We start from the raw sequence: 21,784 nt of genomic DNA on the forward strand, positions 1-21,784 counted from the left end.
AGAGCATCTGCCTTACAAGCAGAGGGTCACAGGTTCGAGCCCTGTAGGTCCCACTTTTCTTGTAGTTATAAGTGTAGCGCAAGATATGCCGATGTGGCTCAATTGGCAGAGCAGCTGATTTGTAATCAGCAGGTTATCGGTTCGAGTCCGATCATCGGCTTTATACAATTTCATATTGTATAGAAATGGGCAGATTCCCGAGTGGCCAAAGGGGACAGACTGTAAATCTGCTGCAAATTGCTTCGGTGGTTCGAATCCACCTCTGCCCATTCTTCTTTTTAGAAGATAATTGAATAACGCGGGATGGAGCAGTCTGGAAGCTCGTCGGGCTCATAACCCGAAGGTCACAGGTTCAAATCCTGTTCCCGCAACTCTTGCCCAGTTAGCTCAGTTGGTAGAGCAGAGGACTGAAAATCCTCGTGTCTCTGGTTCGATTCCGGAACTGGGCATTCTCAGAAAACCTGAGAAATGGGATATTAGCTCAGTTGGTAGAGCACTTGACTTTTAATCAAGTTGTCCGGGGTTCGAATCCCCGATGTCTCATTAGTTAAAAATGGCGGAAATACTGATAAATACAGTATTTCCGCCATTTTTGTGAGTAATCGGAAGTAGTGCTAAGTAAGCCTAAATATTCATCTTCACCCCATCTTCAAGGGCATTTTTGAACCCCTTCATCTTCAAAAATTAATTGAATTTTTTACTACTTCCTGCACGTTTTCTTTCTGTTCCAGAACATGATTATAAACCTCTAAAACCATCTCCTCAGAATCACCTAATAATTGTGCAATTCTTTTAATACTGATGTTTGGCATCTGATAACATAAGTTTGCACAGTAATTATGCCGAAAGATATGCGCGGTCAGTCTGGTTATTATTTTAATCTTATTTGACCCACTGGCAGCAACATTCATTTTGGAAATAATATTAGACCACATCTTATTATAAGCAGAAGCAGTCATATATTCATTATTGGCAGAATAGAAGAGATTGGTTCCTGGTAAGGCCTTTATGTATTCTGAAATAAATTCATTAAAAATGGTGGTATGGGAACTATACGATTGCCATTTACGGATTTTGTACCCTTAAAGTAAGGATTATTGCCATCAAAGGGCTAAAGCCTTGTTTACGGTCAATTCATTACGTTCTAGGGATATATCAAATATAGTAAGCAGCCTTTCAAATAACCTGATTGATTTTGATACTCCTATTCATGTGGTGAAAGGTTTTCAGGGTGATAATTTGGAAGAATTGCAGACCAACCTGAAGACAAAAAAATAATTGGTGTGGATGATGACGGCGGTGTTGATGTCAAGACCGTGGATGTGCCATATCAGACGAGACAGGCAAAACTTGAATTGGATGAAAAAAATATTTACCGGTTTGGAATGGGGGTGAATACAGCAGGACTTAAGGACACAAATGCAACAACCAATATAGCAATTAAGGCAGCCTATTCTTTACTAGATTTAAAGTGTTCCAAACTGGAAATAAGATTAAAGCAGTTACTTAGAAGGCTTTTGAAGCTGATTATTGTTGAAATCAATGAAACTGATGGTACAGATTACCACTGCAATCAGGTTTACTTCGAATTTAGCCATGAAGTCATGTCAAATGAGCAGGAAAATGAACCCGCTGAAGCACAAAAGGCTTTAGATGGAGTGAATGCAGATGAATCAGAGACAAAAGGAAATATATTGACTTCTTGTGGGCAACAACAAAAAGAAACGGATGAGCAAGAAGTGTCTAAAACAACAGAAACAACAGAAACAGATTTTACCGACAAAGGACAAAGTGAATTGTCAGAATTAGAGAAACAAATTGAAGAATTTGAAAAAGGCACTTCAGATGAAACAACTATTACACAGGATATTCTTAGAGGTGAATGGAGAATGACAAGTAAGGATGACCTTGTAAATGGTGGATTTCAACCAGAAACAGTAAAACTAGGCAATCTTGAAGTGGATTATGATACTAGTTCAAAGGATTCCAAGATTATATTTACGGATGATGAATTTATGATTTTCTATGATGAACCAGAAGTAAAATATGGAGAAGAAGAAAAACGGTATAGTAAACTTATGAACGATATTACAGTGTCTGGTTTGTATCGTGTTATTAATCAGGATAATTTTAACGAGGAAAAGGACTCGTATGAATCAGAAATAGAGTTATTGATAACAAATGTTTCTCCTAAATATGGATTTATGAATACTGATATATATTCTGAGCTGAATTCATTAATCGGGACGACTATCAATAAAGAAGTAAAATTTTACACTTTTTACGAAGATTGGTCGAATGTAACAGAAGAAGAACTTAATGAATATGAGATAGAGGTGCATGAAGAGGTAAATATAAGTATTGGGGGAGAAATTACAATGAGTGGATTCATATACTATGATGAACCGATTTTGAGCAAAGGTTATCCGATGACTTGTGGATGGTTGTCACAATCTGATGATGAACAACTATATACAGGATATTCACGAACTAAAACGAAAAACACATTGAATTTAAATAAGAAAGAGAAAAAAGGAGTATGGCTATATGATGTGACACCGCAGGAAGAGGTTGAAACAACAGAATAAATGTATAGAGAAAAAGGAATGACTGCATTTTTTAATTGTAGCATTTCTTTTTCTCAGCTTTTGTTTCAATAGTTATTGTATTAAAAATTATGACATGGAGGAAAGAAACATGGGAATAACGTTTAAAAGTGTTCGGCAAAACAACATCGTGGAGTTGATATTTTGGCGTTCATCTATTTTTAACAGCATTTTTGAATCCCTTCGTCTTTATTTCATTAAAAAAAGAAAGTCAAAAAGTAATTCATAAAAGAAAGCTAAAGATAAGCTATATACATGCGAAACAATAATAAGTATAATATGATATGTAAATTGTTGTGGGTAAATAGAAGTTAAAAACAAGAAGAGCGCAAAAAACGGAGGTATTTTTATGAGAAAATTTAAAGCAGTGGATGCAGTTTGTATTATGGTACTTGCGGGAATTGTAGGTTTCTTTATGGGGGATTTTTTGGACAATTCAATGGGAGGAGCTATTTTATTTTCGATGGTTGCGGGATTTGCCTGCGTTGTTCATGCAATCGGTGATAGAGAAGAGTGAATGAAGAGGAAGAGTGAACGGAAAAGAAGAGAGAACGCAAAGGAAGTGTAAATGAAAAGGAAGATTAAAAATAGAATGAAAAACAAGATTACAGGGAAAATGAAAAGATTTGGCATAGTATGTATTTTAGTTATGGGGCTATTGCTTACTGGCTGTAATAATAAATTTGCAAAAGAGCAGTACGATTCAGATATTCAGATAGCAGAGGGTGGGGACCGGTATGCTAAAACAAATAGTGTATTGAATAATTATGGAAATAATGTGACATACACCGTTGGAAAATTCGATGGCAGGGAGACACTCTGGGAAGCGAATTGCAGCAGCGCGACGTGGGTAGATATAACGCTTGTGTTTACGCTGGATGAAGGAAAAGCAAAGCTGGTGCAGATTGATGAGGATGGAAATGTGTCAACGGTGGTGGAATGTACGCCGGATTCTGAAGTGAATGAACTGACTACCTATTCTATTCAGTTGAAAGAGGGAAAAAATCGACTGAAGTTCGTAGGATATGATTGTAAGAATGTGACATTTTATATGGAAATCAAAGAATCATAAAAAATTAAGTATTATTTCCTCCGTTCTGTGATATGATACTGCTGTACGAAGAAGACAGAAAAAATGCGACCTGGAGGAATGATTATGATAACATATATGAATGCGTCACGAAGAGATATGGAGAATCTGATGAGTACCCGGCTGGAGATGCTTCGGGAAGTAAATGATTTGTCAGAGGATGATACATTTCCGGATAATCTGGTCGACAGCAGCAGATTGTATTTTGAAGATGGCAATCAGACGACAATTCTGGCAATGGATGGAAGAAAAGTAGTTGGCTGTGCATCGGTCAGCTATATTGAGGTCATGCCGACATTTGTCCATCCTACCGGAAAACGTGGACATATTATGAATGTATATACGAAGAAGGACTATCGTGGACAGGGAATTGCCCGCCACATGATGGAACTTCTGATAAATGAAGCCAAATTGCGTGGTGTGACAGAACTGAGTCTGGATACAACGGAGAGTGGCAGAGCCTTGTATCATGCCTGCGGATTTACCGAATCCAAAGAATGTATGGTTTTAACATTAGAGCGGGGAAAATAAAAATTTCATAGAAACCCATGCACAAGGAGGAGAAGTATGAGAAAAATCCTGATAACTGGTGGCACTGTATTTGTGAGTCGGTTTATTGCAGAGTATTATGCGGCAAAGGGCGATGAGGTTTATGTGTTAAATCGAAACACCAGACCGCAGTCGGCGGCTGTAAAACTGATTCAGGCAGACCGGCATGCAATTGGTGATGCATTGCAGGGACTGCATTTTGATATTGTGGTTGATACGGCATATACCGGAGAAGATGTAGCGGACTTGCTGAATGCATTGGAAAGTTACGAAGATTATGTCCTTATAAGTTCAAGTGCCGTATATCCGGAATATGCGCCGGCACCATTTACGGAAGAAATACAGCTTGCAGAAAATGTGCACTGGGGTGCATATGGAACAAATAAAATAGCGGCTGAGGCAGCACTGATGCAGAGAAATCCGAAGGCATATATCCTTAGACCGCCTTATTTATATGGACCGATGAATAATGTATACCGGGAAGCCTTTGTATTTGACTGTGCATTGGAAAACCGGAAATTTTATCTGCCACAGGAGGGCGGCATGAAGCTGCAATTTTTTCATGTGGAGGATTTGTGTAGATTTATAGATATTCTGGTGGAAAAACAACCAAAGCAGCATATTTTCAATGTTGGAAATAAAGAAAGCATATCCATTCGTGACTGGGTAACTCTGTGCTATCAGGCGGCAGGAAAGCAGCCGGAGTTTGTGGAAGTTCCAGCGGAGGAAGAACAGCGCAATTACTTCAGCTTTTATAATTATGAATATGCACTGGATGTCAGGAAACAGCTTGCACTTATGAAAGAAACAAAGCCATTGGCGGATGGGTTAAAAGAAGCTTATGACTGGTATGTGACAAATCAGGATAAGGTAAATAAGAAGCCATATATTACATACATAGAGGAACATCTGGCATGAAATAGGATATTTCACAAACTGGGAATTTCTTTCGATTAGAGTTTCGGTGGTTGTAGAGAAAAGAGCAAAATAGTATAATAAACGAAATAAAAATCTGAGACAGACGCAGATTTACAAGACACAGGATAGAACGGAGAAAACATGAGCGTATTTCAGGTAGAATTAAAAAAAGTAGTAGATGACAGCTATGAAATAGAGATTGGCTACCAGTTACAGGAAAAATTAATTGATGATTTAAAAAATGGACTGGTTGGCAAGATTAAGAAGTTTGCAGTAATTACAGATAGCATTGTAAAGGAACTTTACGCAGACCACATTGTGGAACTGCTGCTGGAAGCAGGTTATCAGGCAAAAGAATTTGTCTTTGCGGCAGGAGAGACCAGTAAGACCAGAAAGACAAAGGAAGAAGTAGAAGATGCCATGCTTGAGGCTGGCTTTCGGAGAGACTGCTGCATCATTGCCGTGGGCGGCGGTGTAGTGACGGATTTGTCTGGATTTCTGGCAGGAACCTATGGCAGAGGCGTGCCATTTATTAATTATGCTACGACACTTCTGGCGGCGGCAGATGCATCGGTCGGAGGAAAGACAGCAGTAGATACGCCATTGGCAACGAATCTGATTGGGCTGTTTAATCAGCCGGAGAAGGTATATCTTGATATTGCTGCATGGAAGACATTGCCACAGCGGCAGCTCTCCAGTGGTATGGCAGAGACAATCAAGCATGCCTGCATGGCAGATAAGGAAATGTTTGAATTCCTGGAAAAACATATGGAAGATATTTTCGCGGGAGACAGAGAAGCCTGTGAATACATCGCAAAGAAGAACTGTCAGATAAAATATGCCGTGGTAATGAAGGATGAAAAAGAACAGGGCTTAAGGGAAATCTTAAATCTTGGACATACCGTAGGACGTGCCATAGAAACAGTCAGTGATTATAAACTACTTCATGGGGAAGCACTTTCCATTGGAATGATTGCACAGACGGAACTTGCCCACAGACTTGGTTATATGACAGAAGAAGAGAAGGCAGAAGTGAAGAATCTGCTGGAGAAAGCGAAGCTGCCGGTAGAGATTCCGGAATATATCGATAGAGAAGCGCTGGTTAAGAAATTATATACGGACAAGAAAGTCCGGGATGGAAAACTTCGTTTCGTAGTAGAAAAAGGAATTGGCGGAATCGTGGAATTTGAAGAGGGTGTATTTGCAACACCGGTAGAGGAAGCTGTCGCAAGAGAGATTATTATGAATATGAAATAGAAAAAGATGACATTCCGGGTGGCTTATGTTATACTTGGAAAAACAAAGTGACGCAGGGAGGGTGCTTACTATGGTTATATTTATTGGAATTCTGATATTCGCCGCAATGATTGGATTTTATGCCTGCTTCGGACGTAGAATCAATGAAAATATCGGTTCTGGATTCGGAAAAGAGTACATGAAAGATAAATGGGGAATGGATGAATAAAAGAGCGGTTTCAGAAAGCCGGATGGGTTGACCATCCGGCTTTTTTTCCGCTATTTTCATAGCGTGTGTTTCTTACAGCTTATAGAAAAACATAGCCTACTTTTTAATACTTGCACGCCGTTTGACCTTTTCCTCGTAGAGGATTGCATCAGAGTGCTTGAGAATGTCTGTTAAGTTCATCTGCGGATTACAGTAGAAGTCGTAGATGCCGACAGAGATTTCTACATAAAAAGGTTTATCGCATACGGCATTAAAAGCATCGCTCTCTGCTTTCAGATTCTTTAAAAGCTGTTCTTTGAAATCCGGTATATCTGTTAAGATAAAGGATACAAATTCATCTCCACCGAGTCTTGCAGTAATGGCATCTTTCGGCAGGCATTTCCGGAGCCGTTCAGATACGGTACGCAATGCAAAATCACCGGCAAGATGTGAGAAACAGTCATTGATTTCTTTTAAGTGGTCTAAGTCACCAAAGAGAAGATAAGCCTTTTTGCCGGAATTGGATTCTATAGCATGGGATGCCCGTTCCATAAATCCACGGCGGTTCAAAAGCTGGCTTAAGTCGTCATATTCGGAGATATAGCTTAAGATGCTGTTCTGCTCCTGAATGACTTTCATGGAATCCTGTAATTCTTTCTGAATCTGGCGTTCGCTGGCATTTAACTGGATAAAATGCAGGAGTGCACCAATCTGGAGGCTGCAAATCTGCATAAAGGAAATATCTTTCTGTTCCACTTCGCAAAGCAGCAGACCGAACTGTTCATCCCCGGAAAAGAGGATAAATGATGTATAGCAGTGGCTGTGTTCCTTTGGAAGAAAACTGGAAAATCCATTGGCAGTCGTTACTTTTGGACGTTTGCCCGGTTCATGGTAGACTGATTTTTCATCATGGTAATATGCTGCCAGATAGATTTCATCCGGATACTCTGCAAGCTCATTTTCCTGATGAATGACCGGTTTGTCAAAGAAGAAAAAGAAGGAACTTTTGACATTCATCAGATGCAGCCGCTCCATGATATGTGTAATCGTTTCTTTGAAATTGGCACCGGAGTTAATCAAATCTCTTGTAAAGGAAGGTACAAACCAGGCTTTCCGGTTAGAATCCATGATTTCTTTTTCAAGCTGGAAGACATCTGCAGAATGAACGTATTGCTGGGTAAAGGATAAAATGCCGGAAAGCTGTGTCTGCAGCAGTTCTTCCTCCGAGAAGTTAATCAGTGTACGGAGTAATGAAGTAAGTTGCTCTAAGAGCATTTCTCCGGAAATATGGGGATATGCAGTAAGCTTTCTCAGATAACGAATCAGAGGCTCGTTGGAGAAGTCAGTTCCCTTCCGGATAAAGATTTCTTCATATATATTTTCAAAATATGCATGTAGAACTTCGGTATAGTAATTACGATCTTTTTCGTATGAAATGGAAGAGAATAATTCCTCAGCCATAGCATCGACCTGCTGGTGTATAAAATCGTGCAGCTGCTCCATGCTGATATGACGCAGTGTGGTAAAGCCGGTGTGCAGCTGGCAGCCGCAGGAGCTCCTCTGGTGAAAAATGGCTGACATCCGGCAGGATTGTGGCTTCTTTCCCTGACAGAGCATAAGCGCATTCTGTAATGCCTGGTAGCTGAACTGGAAGCTGCTGTGGGAAACACTGGTCAGTGGTGGCTCCATGGTTTTTGCGTGGTCAATGTCGTCAAAACCGGTAATGGCAATGTCATGTCCCACCAAAAGGTCTCTTGCAGCACAGACGCGGTATCCTGCCTTTGCCATATTATCATTTGCAAAAGCAATTGCCTCTAATCCCGGGTTGTGGTCTAAGATATATTCCACCTGCTCGGTGACAAGCTCTGAGTAGTTGCCATAGACGACCATATCATCCGTGACCGGAAGCTGATGTTCCACCATAACATCTCGGTAGGCTTTCAGCCGTTCGTTGGAGTCTTTGTTGTTAGCTGGTCCTGCTACAAAAGCAATCTTACGATAGCCATGGACATTCACAAGATGTTCGATACATTGCCGCATGCCGTTGTAGTTGTCAGCAATCAGATATGGGATGTCCGGATCGTCCGGTGTGTCCTCTAACATCAGAAATGGAATATCTTTGTAATGGGAAAGAAATTCCGCTTTTACCTGATTACTTTTAAAAATAGAAAGGGAACCATAAGTGATGATCAGTGCATCCGGCTTGCTGAAATGTACATAATCATAAATGGTATCGAACTGATAATTATAGTCCCCGTCAAAGCTGCAGGATAAAATATCTTTACAATATTGTGGCATCTGAGGTCCCATCAGAAAAATAATATTGACATCTTCTTCTCTGGCACAGGTATAGAAACCCCGAAGTAAGTCTTCTGAGTAGCTGGACTGGGTGTCACCTAACATAATTGCAATGGTTGGTCTCTGGTTGTTCTCCATAATGTGCCTTTCTCTGGTAAAAAAGTTACTTGGCATTGTAAAAGCCATTCTTATGATTGACTTAAGTATAACATAAAACGATTAAGTAGAAAAGAAAATAAAAATATTACTGGACAAAAAATGCGATATATGCTAATATAGTTGAGCGTGTGAAAGAATTAAATAACGATGCGTGGCTCAGCTTGGTAGAGCGCTGCGTTCGGGACGCAGAGGTCGCAGGTTCAAATCCTGTCGCATCGACGAAAAAAACGAGTAGACTGTTAAGTGTACTCGTTTTTTATATGAAGATTTCTACCCAAACATTGTCTGGAATCATCCTGTCATGTTATAATGAGCGTAAGCAAGTCAACATATAAGCGTGATTGGCGAGCTGCAATTGTTTATCAGGAGTTGATTTTCACTTGATAAATGAAATGGTTGGAAAATAATACAATAAAGGAGAAGACACAATATGAGTATGGAACCGGATTTTCTTACTTTGACAATCGGAAAACAGAAAAATATTGCATTGATTGCCCATGATGGGAAAAAGGCAGAACTGATTCAGTGGTGTAAAGACAATGCAGAGACTTTAAAGAAACATTTTCTGTGTGGAACAGGAACAACTGCAAAGATGATTACAGACCAGACGGGACTGCCGGTTAAGGGCTATAATAGTGGCCCGCTGGGTGGAGACCAGCAGATTGGTGCCAAGATAGTAGAGGGAAAAATAGACTTCGTTATTTTCTTTTCAGACCCGCTTACTGCAGCACCTCATGACCCGGATGTAAAAGCATTGCTTCGTATTGCCCAGGTCTATGACATTCCGATTGCCAATAATAAAGCGACCGCAGATTTTATGATTCATTCTGAACTGATGGATGAAGAATATAATCACAATGTGATTAATTTTAATAAGAATATCAGACAGCGGGCATCGACGATAAAGTAACAGCTGGAGCAGAGAAAAAGAATTAATATTGCAGAGTTAATTATAAAAAGCTGGCAGCAACAGATGGAAAATACGAATCCGTCTGCTGCTGCCAGTTTATAAATTAAACTTTAAGTTGTTATGATATTCATTATCCTTCAATAGAAATATATTTCCTTTCTTCCACAGCAGGTTTTGCTTCTTTCTTCGGAACGGTCAGAGTCAGGATGCCATTTTCAAAACCGCCTTTGATGTCATCCTGAGTAACGCCATCTCCGACATAGAAGCTACGCTGGTAAGAGCCATAGTAACGTTCTTTACGGATATATTTGCCATCTTTGCCTTTTTCGTCCTTGTTGTCCTGGTGTTTGGCATTGACGATGAGGTATCCGTCTTTCAGCTCAGCCTGGATATCTTCTTTCTTAAAGCCCGGAAGTTCAAATTCCAGTTCATATCTGTCGTCAAATTCCTTAACGTCAGTGTTCATGGCAGCACGGTTGTCTGCTGCAGGAGCATTGTAAGCTCCGAATGGAAATACATCATCGAATATATCATCTACAAAGTTGTTTGAAAAAATACTTGGTACTAACATAAGTCATTCCTCCTGAAATAGTCTATTGTAATTAGTAATAATGTTTCTTGTTTCTGTGAGCTTCTCTGGCTTCCTCAACAGCCTCATGGTCGGCTACATTAATTTTAGCTTTTACTTTCTTCTTCTTTAATGGATGTTTTGGATTTTTATCTGACATAATAACATGCTTCCTTTCTTAATCTGAATCAGATACCATATAAAGTTCTGTTATCCTTCAATGGCAATGTACTTGTGGTCTTCCACAGCAGGTTTTGCTTCTTTCTTCGGAACGAAGAGTTTTAAGATACCATGTTTAAATTCGCCTTTGATATCCTCTTCAGTAATGGCATCGCCGACATAAAAGCTTCGGCTGCAGGCTCCGGAATAACGTTCCTTACGGATGTACTTGCCGGATTTCTTATCTTTATCTTCCTCGTCCAAACCTTTGGCAGCGCTGATGGTAAGGTAACCGTTCTCTAAGGAAGCACTTACTTCGTCTTTCTTAAATCCAGGTAAATCAATGACCAGTTCATAACCATTATCTTGTTCCTTGATATCTGTCTTCATCAGACGTGCGGCTCTACGACCGTAAAGTTTTTTCTCAGTTTTTTTCATATCCATGTTATCGTCCATCCATGGAAAATCCTCAAAGAAGTCATCAAATAAATTCTCTCCAAAAATACTAGGCATCAACATAAGTCATCTCTCCTTTTTTAATAAATCATTTTATGCTTGTTTACCTTGTTTCTTTGGAACCGGGATGTTTTAGGAACTCTTTTTTTGTTCCTCTCCTTTGTTCTGACTACGTTATAGCACCAATTATTAGCACTGTCAAGAGGTGAGTGCTAATAAAATTGTGAAAAATTTGTGAAAAAACACAAATTGTGCAAAAACAAAGAAAAAACATGGAAATGCACTGTAAAAACAAATGAAATATATGGAGATATAATGCAGAAATATAGGGGGAAATAAGGGGTAGCATGATAAAAAGGAAAGAATATTGCAGGAACTATGAGACTGTGTTATGATTTCTATAACTTTGCGTCATGGAAATTATGAGTTTAGGAGAAAAAACAAAATGAAGACACAGAATGAGAAAAGAAGTACATTTTCGGGGAAGATAGGGTTTGTATTATCAGCAGCAGGCGCTTCTGTGGGACTGGGAAACATATGGAGATTCCCATATCTTGCGGCAAAGTATGGGGGAGGAATCTTTCTGCTGATTTATATTATACTTGCACTGACTTTTGGATATACGATGATTATGGCGGAGACTTCTATCGGAAGAATGACGAAGAAGAGCCCGGTGGGAGCATATCATACCTTTGGAAAATCCCGCTGGCTCTCTTTCGGTGGCTGGATAAATGCGATTATTCCGGTTTTAATCGTGCCATATTATTCTGTAATTGGCGGCTGGGTAATGAAATATCTGGTGGAATATATCAGGGGAAATGGCAGTAAGCTTGCATCGGATGGATATTTTTCTGATTTCATTTCCAGCGGACTTTCCACAGAAATCTGCTTTGCTTTTTTTGCAGTATTTACGTTGGGGATTATCTTTGCCGGCGTCCGGAATGGTATTGAACGGGTATCCAGATTTATGATGCCGGTGCTGGTTGTTCTTTCTATATTAATAACGGTTTATTCCGTAAGCAGACCGGGAGCATTAAAAGGAGTTAAATATTTTCTGATTCCAAATTTTGAAAATTTTTCCTGGATGACGGTAGTAACAGCCATGGGACAGATGTTTTATTCCCTGTCCATTGCCATGGGAATTCTCGTTACTTTTGGTTCTTATATGAAGAAGGAAGTTTCTATTGAGGAGTCCACGAAGAACGTGGAAATCTTCGATACAGCGATTGCCATGATGGCAGGGCTGATGATTATTCCGGCAGTCTTTGCATTTTCCGGTGGAAATCCGGAAACCCTGCAGGCGGGTCCATCATTGATGTTTATTACGATTCCAAAAGTATTTGACAGCATGGGACTTGGAACCGGAGTCGGAATTTTGTTTTTTGTACTGGTGCTGTTTGCAGCAATAACAAGTTCTATTGCATTAACGGAAAGTGCAGTATCGACTTTTGAAGATGAACTGGGCTGGGAAAGACGGAAAGCAACGGTAATTGTCGGTATTGTAATGCTTCTTTTGGGAAGTCTTTCTACACTGGGATATGGACCATTGGCGAATGTAAAAATTATCGGAATGCAGATTCTTGATTTCTTTGATTTCCTGACGAACTCCGTGATGATGCCGATTGCAGCTATTGCAACCTGCCTTCTGGTATCAAGAGTGGTGGGAGTGCAGCGGATTGAAGAAGAAGTAACCCGGGGCGGCAACCCGTTCCGCAGGAAAAAGATATTTACGGTGATGATAAAATACCTTTGTCCGATCTTTGCAGCGATTATTTTAATCAGTTCCATAGCAAATGCTTTTGGATGGATTCAGATGTAATGAATGACAAATTAAGAAAATACAGAAATGCAACTACGAGAAACACGCTTTGCGAGTTTCTCGAGTTATCGCGGTGCTCGTCAAATCTGCATGCAAGCATGCGATTTTTCTCGCTACTCGCGTAATCAAAAAGAGCGTTCTTTCCTAATTAGGAAAGACGCTCTTTTTGGACAGAACCATATTATGAATTTGCCATATCCTTAACGGCATTCAATGCCTTCTGGACTGGTGGCAGACAGATAATGATTAATGTAATAAGTGCTTCTGCACCAAGGTATGCACCGTTGTAAGCAAGAGAGTATACCACTGCATTCGGGAATTCTTCCGGAGCATACATGCCGAAGAAAATCCAGCCGGAAAGGAATGCGAAGAAGTATCGGCCTAATACACCAGCGATATAACCTTTGATAAGTCCATGTTTGGATTTGCTGAAAAGTCCGGAAAGTCCTAATGCACCAAAGGCGAAGAGGTAGTCCACTAACATCTGTGGAACACTGATGATGTAAGGGTCAACGACTAACTGCAGAATTCCGTAAGCAAAAGCTGCGGTTAAGCCGGCACCCAGACCGTACCAGTAACCAATCAGAACGATGAATAACATGCTCAGTAAAGTAACGGAACCGCCCATTGGCATGTCAAAAAGTTTAATCATGGAAGTTACCATAGCCAGTGCGATTGCCATTGCTGAAAAAGCAAGCTGCTTTGCACTGAATTTCTTTTTACCTCCGAAGATGGCGCAGCCAATCAGAAGAATGGCAAGCATGATGATAACGAGGGCTGTAAAACCTGCGGTGGTAAGCTGGTAAGATGAGCCGTCGTATGTTGCAAAAAATGACATAAAAAATCCTCCTTAAAGATGATACTCTGCCAGGAGGTTGTATATGTGCTTCCTTACGCCGGTATTATCCGGTTCAAGTAATAAGGGTCAACGCAGATGCGTTTCTCAGCCAAAGGCGCCCCTAGCAAAGTGATATTTTGTTTTCAGTTTGTAATGGTAACAGTGGCAGCTTAAAATGTCAAGTATATTTTTTAATGCAGATTTTATGGAAAAATCTGTGGATAAATGTAAAGAAAAAGTAACTTCCGGTCGATAAAAAAACTAGAAGTGTATTATTCTGTGCTTTTTCGGAAAAAGGTTTCCCTTGAATCTGAAAAGCAAAAAGAATATAGTAAGAATAAAGCGAAAAATGATGAGGAAACAAGAAGTAACAAGGAGAGGTTCTATGCGTAAGTACAAGGATGTTGGAAAAAGAATATTGGTATTAGTTTTAAGTATCTGTATGATTGCAGGTGTGCTTCCGGCGATGCCGGCAGAAGCAGCGGATGCATTTCCAGGCAATGGAAGCATTACATTAGGAGCAGATGCAAATGGAGCGACTGCAACGGGAAATGATACTTATACCTATACCGGACAGGAGGTCAAACCGGCGGTTGCAGTTCAGATTGACGGAGTGACATTAAAGGAAAAAGAGGATTATTCCGTTTATTACCGTAATAATACCAGCGCAGGAACAGCATATATTGATATCGTTGGTATCGGAGACAGCCACAGATGGCAGACCACCAAGAGCTTTACGATTGCACAGCAGAAGTTAAGCTATATCGGTGTTAATTATAAAGGAGTGGAAGGAACCGGTGAAGACGGATATGTTTATTATACCGGAAGTGATGTATTGCCGACGATTACCGGTGTGTATGGTATTGTAAGCGGTACATCTACCATGGTGAACCTTTCTTCTGATGATTACAACGTAGAATATACTGCAGGAAGCAATACTTCTGTTGGAACACATTCCTTTAAGATTGTATTAAAGAGCAGCAGTAATTATACTTTTTCAGGAACAGTAGCAGAAAACCGTTACAATATTTATTATAATATTGGGGCAGATTCTGTAACTGTTTCAAATGGACTGAGTGATTCTACTTATACAGGAACTGCGCAGAAACCGGAATTTACACTGGTTGACAGCCAGAACTCCGCAGGAATCCAGTCGTCTGACTATACTACCAGCTGGGCAGACAATACGAATGCCGGAACAGCGAAGATGACAGTAACAGCAAACTCCTCTTCCCTGTACCGGGGCAGCAAGACCTTTACCTTCTTAATCGGTAAAGCGGATTTAAGTGCAGCAGGCATCAGTGTTTCCTTAAAGAGTGATAAATATTATTATGTAAAGAATAGTAAACCGGATATGACCAATGAGGTAGTAGTGAAGTTGAATGGCGTGGAGATTCCTGCTGGCAACTACAACGTGGCATACCGAAATGAAACTACTGCAGGACAGACGGGAACCAATAACCTGATTATTACAGGAACTGGTAATTTAAGTGGTAATGCATTTATTAACTTTGAAATCTATGACAAACTGGGCAAGGCAGTCCTGGATAAAGAGGAACTGGAATATAACGGTAAGAAAAACGTACCAAATATCACAGTTTCCAATACATCCGGTGATGTCATCAGTGATTCCAGATATAAGATTACTTATTATAAAGATGCAGAATATACCCAGGCAGTATCTGAACCGACTTCCATCGGAAGATATTATGTGAAGGTAACCGGACTGGGTTACTACGAAGGAGACCTTGGAACCAAGGCAGAGCCGATTTGTTTTGATATTGTAGCAAAATCTTTAGATAAATGTAGCTTTAAGCTGGCAATCAACGGAACAGAAGCAGGTGTCATTAATAAAGATACCAGTTATTCCAGTTTCTTTGACGGCAAGAGCAAGGTATTATCCCTGACAGCAACCGATGATGAGGGGAATGCCTTGAAAAAAGGAACGGATTTTGACTATGCTGTTTATCGTGACCCGGAATGTACCGAGCCGGCAGACGATAAGGAAGAGACTACGGGCGTACAGGAACTGATTCATGCAGCAACCTATTATCTTAAGATAACCGGTTTGGATGGCAGTAATTATGCCGGAGGCGAAAGAGTATATACTTATATGATTAAGCCAAAGAACATCAGCCCGACAGATATTGTAATTACAGACCAGACTTATACCGGTAGTGCTGTTGTGCCGGATCCTGCAAATATTACCGTTTATTATACCGAAGGTAGTAAAAATGTCACATTGGACAGCCAGTATGTAGAAGTGGTTTCCTGTGAAGATAACATCGAAATTGGAACCAACAATGCAAAGGCTTATATCAGACTGACTGGAGATTATGCACTGGCAGAGGGTGGCGTGAACCGTGGAACTTTCAGTATTGTGCCAAGAAAGTTAAATGAATGCGAGTGTAATATCGTTACAGGTTCTGCAAACTATGATCCGACACAGGTTACCTTTGAATACAATGGCAGCATGCAGGTACCGGCAATCCGTATTACTGATAATAACGGTGCCAAAGGCCTGGTACAGGGTGAAGACTTTAAGGTTACTTATTTTACGGATTCTGCTTACAAGAATGTCATTACAGAGCCGGTGGACGCAGGTACTTATTATGTATTAATCAGCGGTCTTGGAACCTATGCTAATTTAGATGGAAGTATCCGTACTTCCTATAAGATTACTCCGAAGAGCATGAGTTCATTAACTATAATGGCAAGTAACTGCGGTTATACAGGCAATCCGGAAGCTACAACCTTAGCAGTAATGGATGGTAATCGCACTTTGACAGAGAGTGTCGATTATGAAATCGAAGGTTATTATGAAGATGAATTATGTACAACTGTTTCAGAACATAAGAATTCCGGAAAAGTATATGTCAGAATCAAAGCAGTAGATGGCAGAAATTATACAGGAATGGCAGTGACCTTCTACTTTATCGGAGCAAATATTGCTACAACCGTACAGGCATTTAATATATCTGGTGGAACCTATAACCGGAATTCCCATAAGAATGAGATGATTCAGGCAATTGAGACAAAGATGATGGATGCGATTCCGGATCCGTCATCCTATAGCATTTCCTTCTATAGTGATGCAGCACATCAGAATGTTGTAAGCTCTGAGACAAATGAAGCATTTATCAATGCGGGAACTGTTTATTTTGCTGTATCAGGAAGAGGAGGCTATTACGGAGAGATTTCCGGATATGCTGTTATTGAGAAGAAAGATATTGCAGAACTGAATGCAAGAGTAAATGGAACTTATACATATAATGGAATTGAACAGAAAGTTGTAATTTCTACTACCGCAGACGGAGATGGTGTTGTATTACAGTACCCTACCACCAATGGCTATATTCTGACCGATAAGGAATACAGTATTGAAAGCAGTGAAAATGCAATCAATGCGGGAATTGCAACTCTGACCTTAAAGGCGGCAGAAAACAGCAACTATACAGGAACAACAACCGTAAGCTATACCATTAATCAGAAGGATATCAACGAATTAAGCAAACTCCGGGTAGATGTAAATAGTCCGGTTTATGCAAATAAAGTACTGACTCCTTCCGTAAAAGTAAGCTATGGAGATTCTTCCAGCATATTATCTACAAATAAGGATTACCAGTTTGAGGTATATTCTGATGCAGATTTCCAGAATGTTGCAACAGCAGCCGAGAAGACCAATGCAGGAACAACTTATGTAAGAATCCAGGGTATCGGAAATTACACCGGTGTGCTGGAAAGTGCAGATTATACTGCAGATAAGATTGCAGGCTCTAATCAGTTTATTATTCAGCGGAAGAGTATTGATGGTGTAGGCGTATCTTTGCAGGGAATGAGTTACATTTTTAAAAAGAATATTCCGGATTTCACAGTAACACAGAGTTTTCCGAATGAGTCCGGAATTGGAGAATATTCATATACACTGCAGCCTGGCGTAGATTATACCTATACTCCGACCCAGGTAGATAAATTTAAAGTAGGACAGCAGGATATTACCATTGAAGGAACCGGTAACTTTAAGGGAACCAAGAATAGTTACTTCTACTATGATGGAGATATGAATAATTCTGCTGACCAGATTGAAGTGAAGTTAAGCTATGATACCATTGAGTATGATAAGGCACAGGCAGCATCCGGCGGAATGAAACCTACCGTTACCGTGTATGTAAAAGGCAGCGATACCCAGGAACGTCTGATAGAGGGAACACATTACAGCGTGTCTTATAGAAATAATACTGTTCCAGGGCAGGCCAGTGTACTCATTACCGGAATTGAGAAGAATCACTGGGTAGGCAGCTATGTTGCGAATTTTGCAATTACCGGTAAAATTGAAGATGCTGAGATTACGATTCCGGCACAGAAATATACTGGAAGCGAATACAATACAACCACACAGCCAATTGAAAATATGACTGTGGTATGTGATGGCAAAACTTTGGCACTTGGAACAGACTACAACATTAAGAGCATTGTAAATGGTAAATCGGTTTCACTGACTGACCCGACCGTAACGATTGAGGGAACCGGAACTTATTTCAGTGGTGAGAAATCGGCGAAGTTTGCGATTAAATACGACCTGGGCAGTGATGATTTAAGTATTGACTTAGGTGGAGATGTATTCTCCTATACCGGACAGGAAATCAGACCGGTTCCGGTTGTGAAATATGCATTAACCGGTTCTACCTTTGATACCTTGGAAGAAGGAAAAGATTATACGGTAACTTATCGTAAGAATACTGCAGTTGCAGCAGCAAATGGCGAGAACGGACCATGTGTAGTCATTCAGGCAACAGCAAACGGTAAACTGATGGGAAGCACCAAGGCGAAAGCATTTACCATTGATTCCATTCATATGGAAGATTATGAGATTACCGGAATTGCGGACAGCTATGTTTATACCGGTAAGCTGATTAAACCGGATTCTCTGGTCATTAAGAAGATTGGCGGTTCAGAAGTAATTGACCCGGCAAACTATAGCGTGTATTACCAGACGGATGCAGATAATCCATCCAGTGCACCGGCAGGTGCAACCGAGACCATTACTGTAATCGGTAAGGGCAATTACAAGGGAACACTGACTAAGACATTTACCATTACAAAACGTGATTTGTCTACGGTAAGCAAGACAATTGCTGACGTAACCTACAATGGTGAGGCACAGGAACCTGAAATTAAATTAACATTTAATGATGAAAATAACAAAGAACAGACCCTTACGTTAGACACGGATTATGTGGTGGATGAGTATCGCAATAATATCAATGCAGCGAACGCCGGCGGGGCAAATGCGCCATATGCAGCAATCCACGGTGTGGCAAGCTGTACCGGAACTGCAACGGTAGAGTTTAACATTTTAAAGAAAAATGTTGAAGATTTAGTATACTCTAAAATAGAAGATCCACAGTATGTACCGTTAAAAACCAAGTATGAACCGGAATTAAATGTTTATATGACATCCACCAGTGCCGAACCACTGGTTCGCAATGTGGATTATGTGGCAGCTTACTTTAACAATGAAGCTGTAAAAGATGCAAATGGAACTTCAGGACCGTTTGTCCAGATTACTCCGAAGGATACCACCAACTATACCGGAAGCAAGACGATTCCGTTCTCTATTCTGGCAAGGGATCTTTCTTCTGAAAATATCAGTGCGGCGTTATCCGATGCTTCTGATACAGGATTTGACCCGGCAAACCGGAACTATCCTTATATTCAGGGTACTACTTATACACCGAATATCAGCCTGAAAGATAATTCGGAAAATGGAATTGTAGCACTGATAAATGGAACAGACTTTACTTATGAATATTCTACCAATAACAGTCAGGTGGGAACTGCGTGGATTAAAGTAACCGGACAGGGTAATTACAGTGGAACACGAATTGAGAAGTTTACCATAGGTACCTTACTTTCCAATGATACTTTAACGGTAACCGGAATTTCCGATACTGTATATAACGGTCTTGATACCAAACCGAAGAACATTCAGGTGAAGTTCAATAAGACCGGAAGCTATCTGACAGAAAACGAAGATTACATCGTAAAATACTATATTGATAAAGATTGTACGACGGAAGCAAGTGCCATTGACCTGATTCATGCTGGAACAGTATATGTTGGAATCGTTGGTACGGAAAATGACCAGACCGGATATGTAGGAACAGCTGTATATCCATATCAGATTGCAAGAAAGTCACTTACTTCTGCAGATATTGAGATTACCGGAACCGATAACGTAGATTATACCGGAAGCGAGATTAAACCGGTACTTACTTTAAAAGATACTTCTACCGGATTAACCATTGATTCTTCCCAGTATGAAGTAACTTATGAGAACAACACTGCAATTGGAACTGCAAGTGCAACGGTAACTGCAACCGAAAGCGGTAACTACAAAGATAGCATTACGGTATACTATAAGATTACCAAGCATGATATTGGAAATGCTGTGGCAGAAGCAATCCCAGATCAGAAGTATACCGGCAATTACATCCGCCCGGCACTGACGATTTATGACAACGGAAAGCTTTTGGTAGAAGGGAAGGATTATCAGGTTGTCAATGGCAACAACTTAAGGGCAGGAGAGTCATGGGTAGTAATTAAAGGACTTGGCAACTATGATGAGACCAAGCGCGTTTACTTCAATATTGTGGCAAGCCTTGAGGATGCAATTATTGACAGTGTTCCGGAACAGCTTTATACCGGAAGCCCGATATGTCCGTCTATCCATGTGGCATGTGGTGGCAATACCTTAACGCTGAATGAAGATTATGAAACAACGTATGCAAATAATGAGCTGGCAGGCGATGCATCCATTACTGTACGTCCGCTGACCCAGTATTATACCGGAACAATTGTTAAGAAATTCAAAATCAGCAACAGCTTATCCAAAGCAACAGTTACCGGAATCCCTGCTTCAGAGCAGTATACCGGACAGACTTATAAGCCGGTTCCGGTCGTTAAGATGGGAAGCAAGGTATTAACAGAAGATGTTGATTATACGGTAAGCTACAGTAACAATAGAAATGTGGGAACTGCCAGGGTAATCATTTCCGGTATGGGAGTATATTCTGGTGAGAAAGTTGTAACGTTTGCAATTAAAGAAAAGAGCATTGACAACTGTACGGTTCTTACGGTTGCATCCTTAAATTACAATGGAAATCTACAGACACCACCAGTTGTTGTAAAGGATGGCAGAAAGAAGTTAGAGGAAAATGTAGACTATAAACTATCTTATCGTAATAATATGGCAGTTGGAACAGCATATGTAACGATTACTGGTATAGGTGACTATAAGGGTGCCGTTACAACAACTTTTGAAATTGTACGCCCACAGATATCCTTTAATGTATTAATTCAGAATAAAGATATCGTGACAGGAACGTTTGACATTTTGATTGACCAAGTGCCAAGTTTTGTGACATCCATTATAACTCCGGTATGGACAAAAGCAGATCAGTCAGATATAGCATGGTATGAAGCTACTAGAGTTGATGGAGATACATTTATCGTACATGTAGATATTCGAAATCATAATGCTAATAGGGGTATCTATTATGCGCAAATTTATGTAAATGGTGGAGGATATGACATGCAGTATGCAGCCATTACAGAAACCAAGTTTGGAAATCCTCATCATAAATTTTATAATTACGATTATTATTATAGACGAAGTATAGCAGTAAAACAAAAATTTGGATATGCTGGAAATAAGAGTACAACTCATGGTAGTGCATTGCCTAAATTACAGAGTATAAATGAAGCAGGTGTCTTGGGTGGGAATGAAGCAAGCATATATAATTGGGATTTAGAAAATAAATTGGAGAGTTCTAGTATGCATTCGGAAAGTAAGTGTATATACAAGGATTATACTGATAAATCTGAAAAAGAAGATTTGCGAGTGTATTACAATTACTACATGGGCTGTGCAGATTGGAAAGAATAAAAAATATTGTGAGAATAATATA

Annotated in this window: 16 protein-coding genes, 6 tRNA genes and 1 riboswitch; of the genes, 16 read left to right on the top strand and 6 right to left on the bottom strand. The window is 40.1% G+C overall.

All coding sequences use genetic code 11. From position 1 onward, the window contains the following. Positions 1-87 precede the first annotated feature (87 nt). The 5 genes from DWY37_RS13220 (at position 88) to DWY37_RS13240 (ending at position 543) form a co-directional block, all read left to right on the top strand. A tRNA-Thr gene (locus DWY37_RS13220) sits at positions 88-160 on the top strand. Between the two features lie 27 nt (positions 161-187). Continuing rightward, positions 188-269: transfer RNA gene (locus DWY37_RS13225), tRNA-Tyr, on the top strand. A gap of 28 nt (positions 270-297) precedes the next feature. Continuing rightward, positions 298-371 (top strand) — tRNA-Met (locus tag DWY37_RS13230). 5 nt (positions 372-376) lie between these two features. Continuing rightward, positions 377-449, top strand: a tRNA-Phe gene (locus DWY37_RS13235). 21 nt (positions 450-470) lie between these two features. Further along, a tRNA-Lys gene (locus DWY37_RS13240) sits at positions 471-543 on the top strand. 134 nt (positions 544-677) lie between these two features. Here DWY37_RS13240 and DWY37_RS16420 read toward each other — a convergent pair. After that, a complete protein-coding gene (locus DWY37_RS16420; protein ID WP_334294286.1) occupies positions 678-1,073 on the bottom strand; it encodes a tyrosine-type recombinase/integrase in 396 nt (131 codons plus the stop codon). A gap of 204 nt (positions 1,074-1,277) precedes the next feature. Between DWY37_RS16420 and DWY37_RS13250 the strand changes: the two genes are divergently transcribed. From DWY37_RS13250 to DWY37_RS15875, 7 genes are all read left to right on the top strand, one after another. Continuing rightward, positions 1,278-2,588 carry a phage portal protein gene (locus DWY37_RS13250; RefSeq protein ID WP_255415058.1) on the top strand — a complete coding sequence of 437 codons (1,311 nt, stop codon included), beginning with the start codon at positions 1,278-1,280 and terminating at the stop codon, positions 2,586-2,588. Positions 2,589-2,955: 367 nt separating this feature from the next. Further along, positions 2,956-3,123 (top strand): hypothetical protein, encoded by a 168-nt coding sequence (locus DWY37_RS15870; protein ID WP_156454672.1) that lies wholly within the window; start codon positions 2,956-2,958, stop codon positions 3,121-3,123. Positions 3,124-3,198: 75 nt separating this feature from the next. Continuing rightward, on the top strand, positions 3,199-3,678 hold the full coding sequence (locus tag DWY37_RS13255; protein ID WP_147326032.1) for a hypothetical protein: 480 nt from the start codon (positions 3,199-3,201) through the stop codon (positions 3,676-3,678). Between the two features lie 84 nt (positions 3,679-3,762). Next, positions 3,763-4,227, top strand: coding sequence for a GNAT family N-acetyltransferase (locus DWY37_RS13260; RefSeq protein WP_118087933.1), 465 nt, complete (start codon positions 3,763-3,765; stop codon positions 4,225-4,227). A gap of 36 nt (positions 4,228-4,263) precedes the next feature. Then, positions 4,264-5,163 (top strand): NAD-dependent epimerase/dehydratase family protein, encoded by a 900-nt coding sequence (locus DWY37_RS13265; protein ID WP_118173685.1) that lies wholly within the window; start codon positions 4,264-4,266, stop codon positions 5,161-5,163. 141 nt (positions 5,164-5,304) lie between these two features. Continuing rightward, positions 5,305-6,420 (top strand): 3-dehydroquinate synthase, encoded by a 1,116-nt coding sequence (gene aroB, locus DWY37_RS13270; RefSeq protein ID WP_118173686.1) that lies wholly within the window; start codon positions 5,305-5,307, stop codon positions 6,418-6,420. A gap of 70 nt (positions 6,421-6,490) precedes the next feature. Further along, positions 6,491-6,628, top strand: coding sequence for a hypothetical protein (locus tag DWY37_RS15875; protein WP_156454671.1), 138 nt, complete (start codon positions 6,491-6,493; stop codon positions 6,626-6,628). 96 nt (positions 6,629-6,724) lie between these two features. On the opposite strand, the gene DWY37_RS13275 is transcribed toward DWY37_RS15875, so the two are convergent. Then, on the bottom strand, positions 6,725-9,043 hold the full coding sequence (locus tag DWY37_RS13275) for a GGDEF domain-containing protein (RefSeq protein ID WP_158564750.1): 2,319 nt from the start codon (positions 9,041-9,043) through the stop codon (positions 6,725-6,727). Positions 9,044-9,209: 166 nt separating this feature from the next. Between DWY37_RS13275 and DWY37_RS13280 the strand changes: the two genes are divergently transcribed. Continuing rightward, a tRNA-Pro gene (locus DWY37_RS13280) sits at positions 9,210-9,283 on the top strand. A gap of 217 nt (positions 9,284-9,500) precedes the next feature. After that, complete coding sequence (locus DWY37_RS13285; RefSeq protein WP_117842334.1) at positions 9,501-9,974, top strand: methylglyoxal synthase; 474 nt, start codon at positions 9,501-9,503, stop codon at positions 9,972-9,974. Positions 9,975-10,104: 130 nt separating this feature from the next. Here the strand turns inward: DWY37_RS13285 and DWY37_RS13290 are convergent, their stop codons facing one another. The 3 genes from DWY37_RS13290 to DWY37_RS13295 are packed head-to-tail and all read right to left on the bottom strand — an operon-like array spanning position 10,105 to position 11,220. Beyond that, positions 10,105-10,545 carry an Hsp20/alpha crystallin family protein gene (locus tag DWY37_RS13290; RefSeq protein WP_118173688.1) on the bottom strand — a complete coding sequence of 147 codons (441 nt, stop codon included), beginning with the start codon at positions 10,543-10,545 and terminating at the stop codon, positions 10,105-10,107. 31 nt (positions 10,546-10,576) lie between these two features. Continuing rightward, positions 10,577-10,702, bottom strand: coding sequence for a hypothetical protein (locus tag DWY37_RS16305; protein WP_255415056.1), 126 nt, complete (start codon positions 10,700-10,702; stop codon positions 10,577-10,579). Between the two features lie 50 nt (positions 10,703-10,752). Then, positions 10,753-11,220, bottom strand: a complete 468-nt coding sequence (locus DWY37_RS13295; RefSeq protein WP_118173689.1) for an Hsp20/alpha crystallin family protein — start codon at positions 11,218-11,220, stop codon at positions 10,753-10,755. 382 nt (positions 11,221-11,602) lie between these two features. Between DWY37_RS13295 and DWY37_RS13300 the strand changes: the two genes are divergently transcribed. Continuing rightward, a complete protein-coding gene (locus DWY37_RS13300; protein ID WP_118544560.1) occupies positions 11,603-12,976 on the top strand; it encodes a sodium-dependent transporter in 1,374 nt (457 codons plus the stop codon). Positions 12,977-13,157: 181 nt separating this feature from the next. Here DWY37_RS13300 and thiT read toward each other — a convergent pair whose 3' ends face one another. After that, the gene (gene thiT, locus DWY37_RS13305; protein WP_118544561.1) at positions 13,158-13,814 is read right to left on the bottom strand and encodes an energy-coupled thiamine transporter ThiT; all 657 of its coding nucleotides are present in this window, start codon (positions 13,812-13,814) and stop codon (positions 13,158-13,160) included. A 33-nt stretch (positions 13,815-13,847) separates the two neighbouring features. After that, a riboswitch (TPP riboswitch) is annotated at positions 13,848-13,947 on the bottom strand. Positions 13,948-14,199: 252 nt separating this feature from the next. Between thiT and DWY37_RS13310 the strand changes: the two genes are divergently transcribed. Continuing rightward, the gene (locus DWY37_RS13310) at positions 14,200-21,762 is read left to right on the top strand and encodes a GBS Bsp-like repeat-containing protein (RefSeq protein ID WP_158575689.1); all 7,563 of its coding nucleotides are present in this window, start codon (positions 14,200-14,202) and stop codon (positions 21,760-21,762) included. Positions 21,763-21,784 lie beyond the last annotated feature (22 nt).

The sequence above is a fragment of the Roseburia sp. AF25-13LB genome, assembly GCF_003478915.1.
Classification (GTDB): Bacteria; Bacillota; Clostridia; order Lachnospirales; family Lachnospiraceae; genus Roseburia_C; species Roseburia_C amylophila.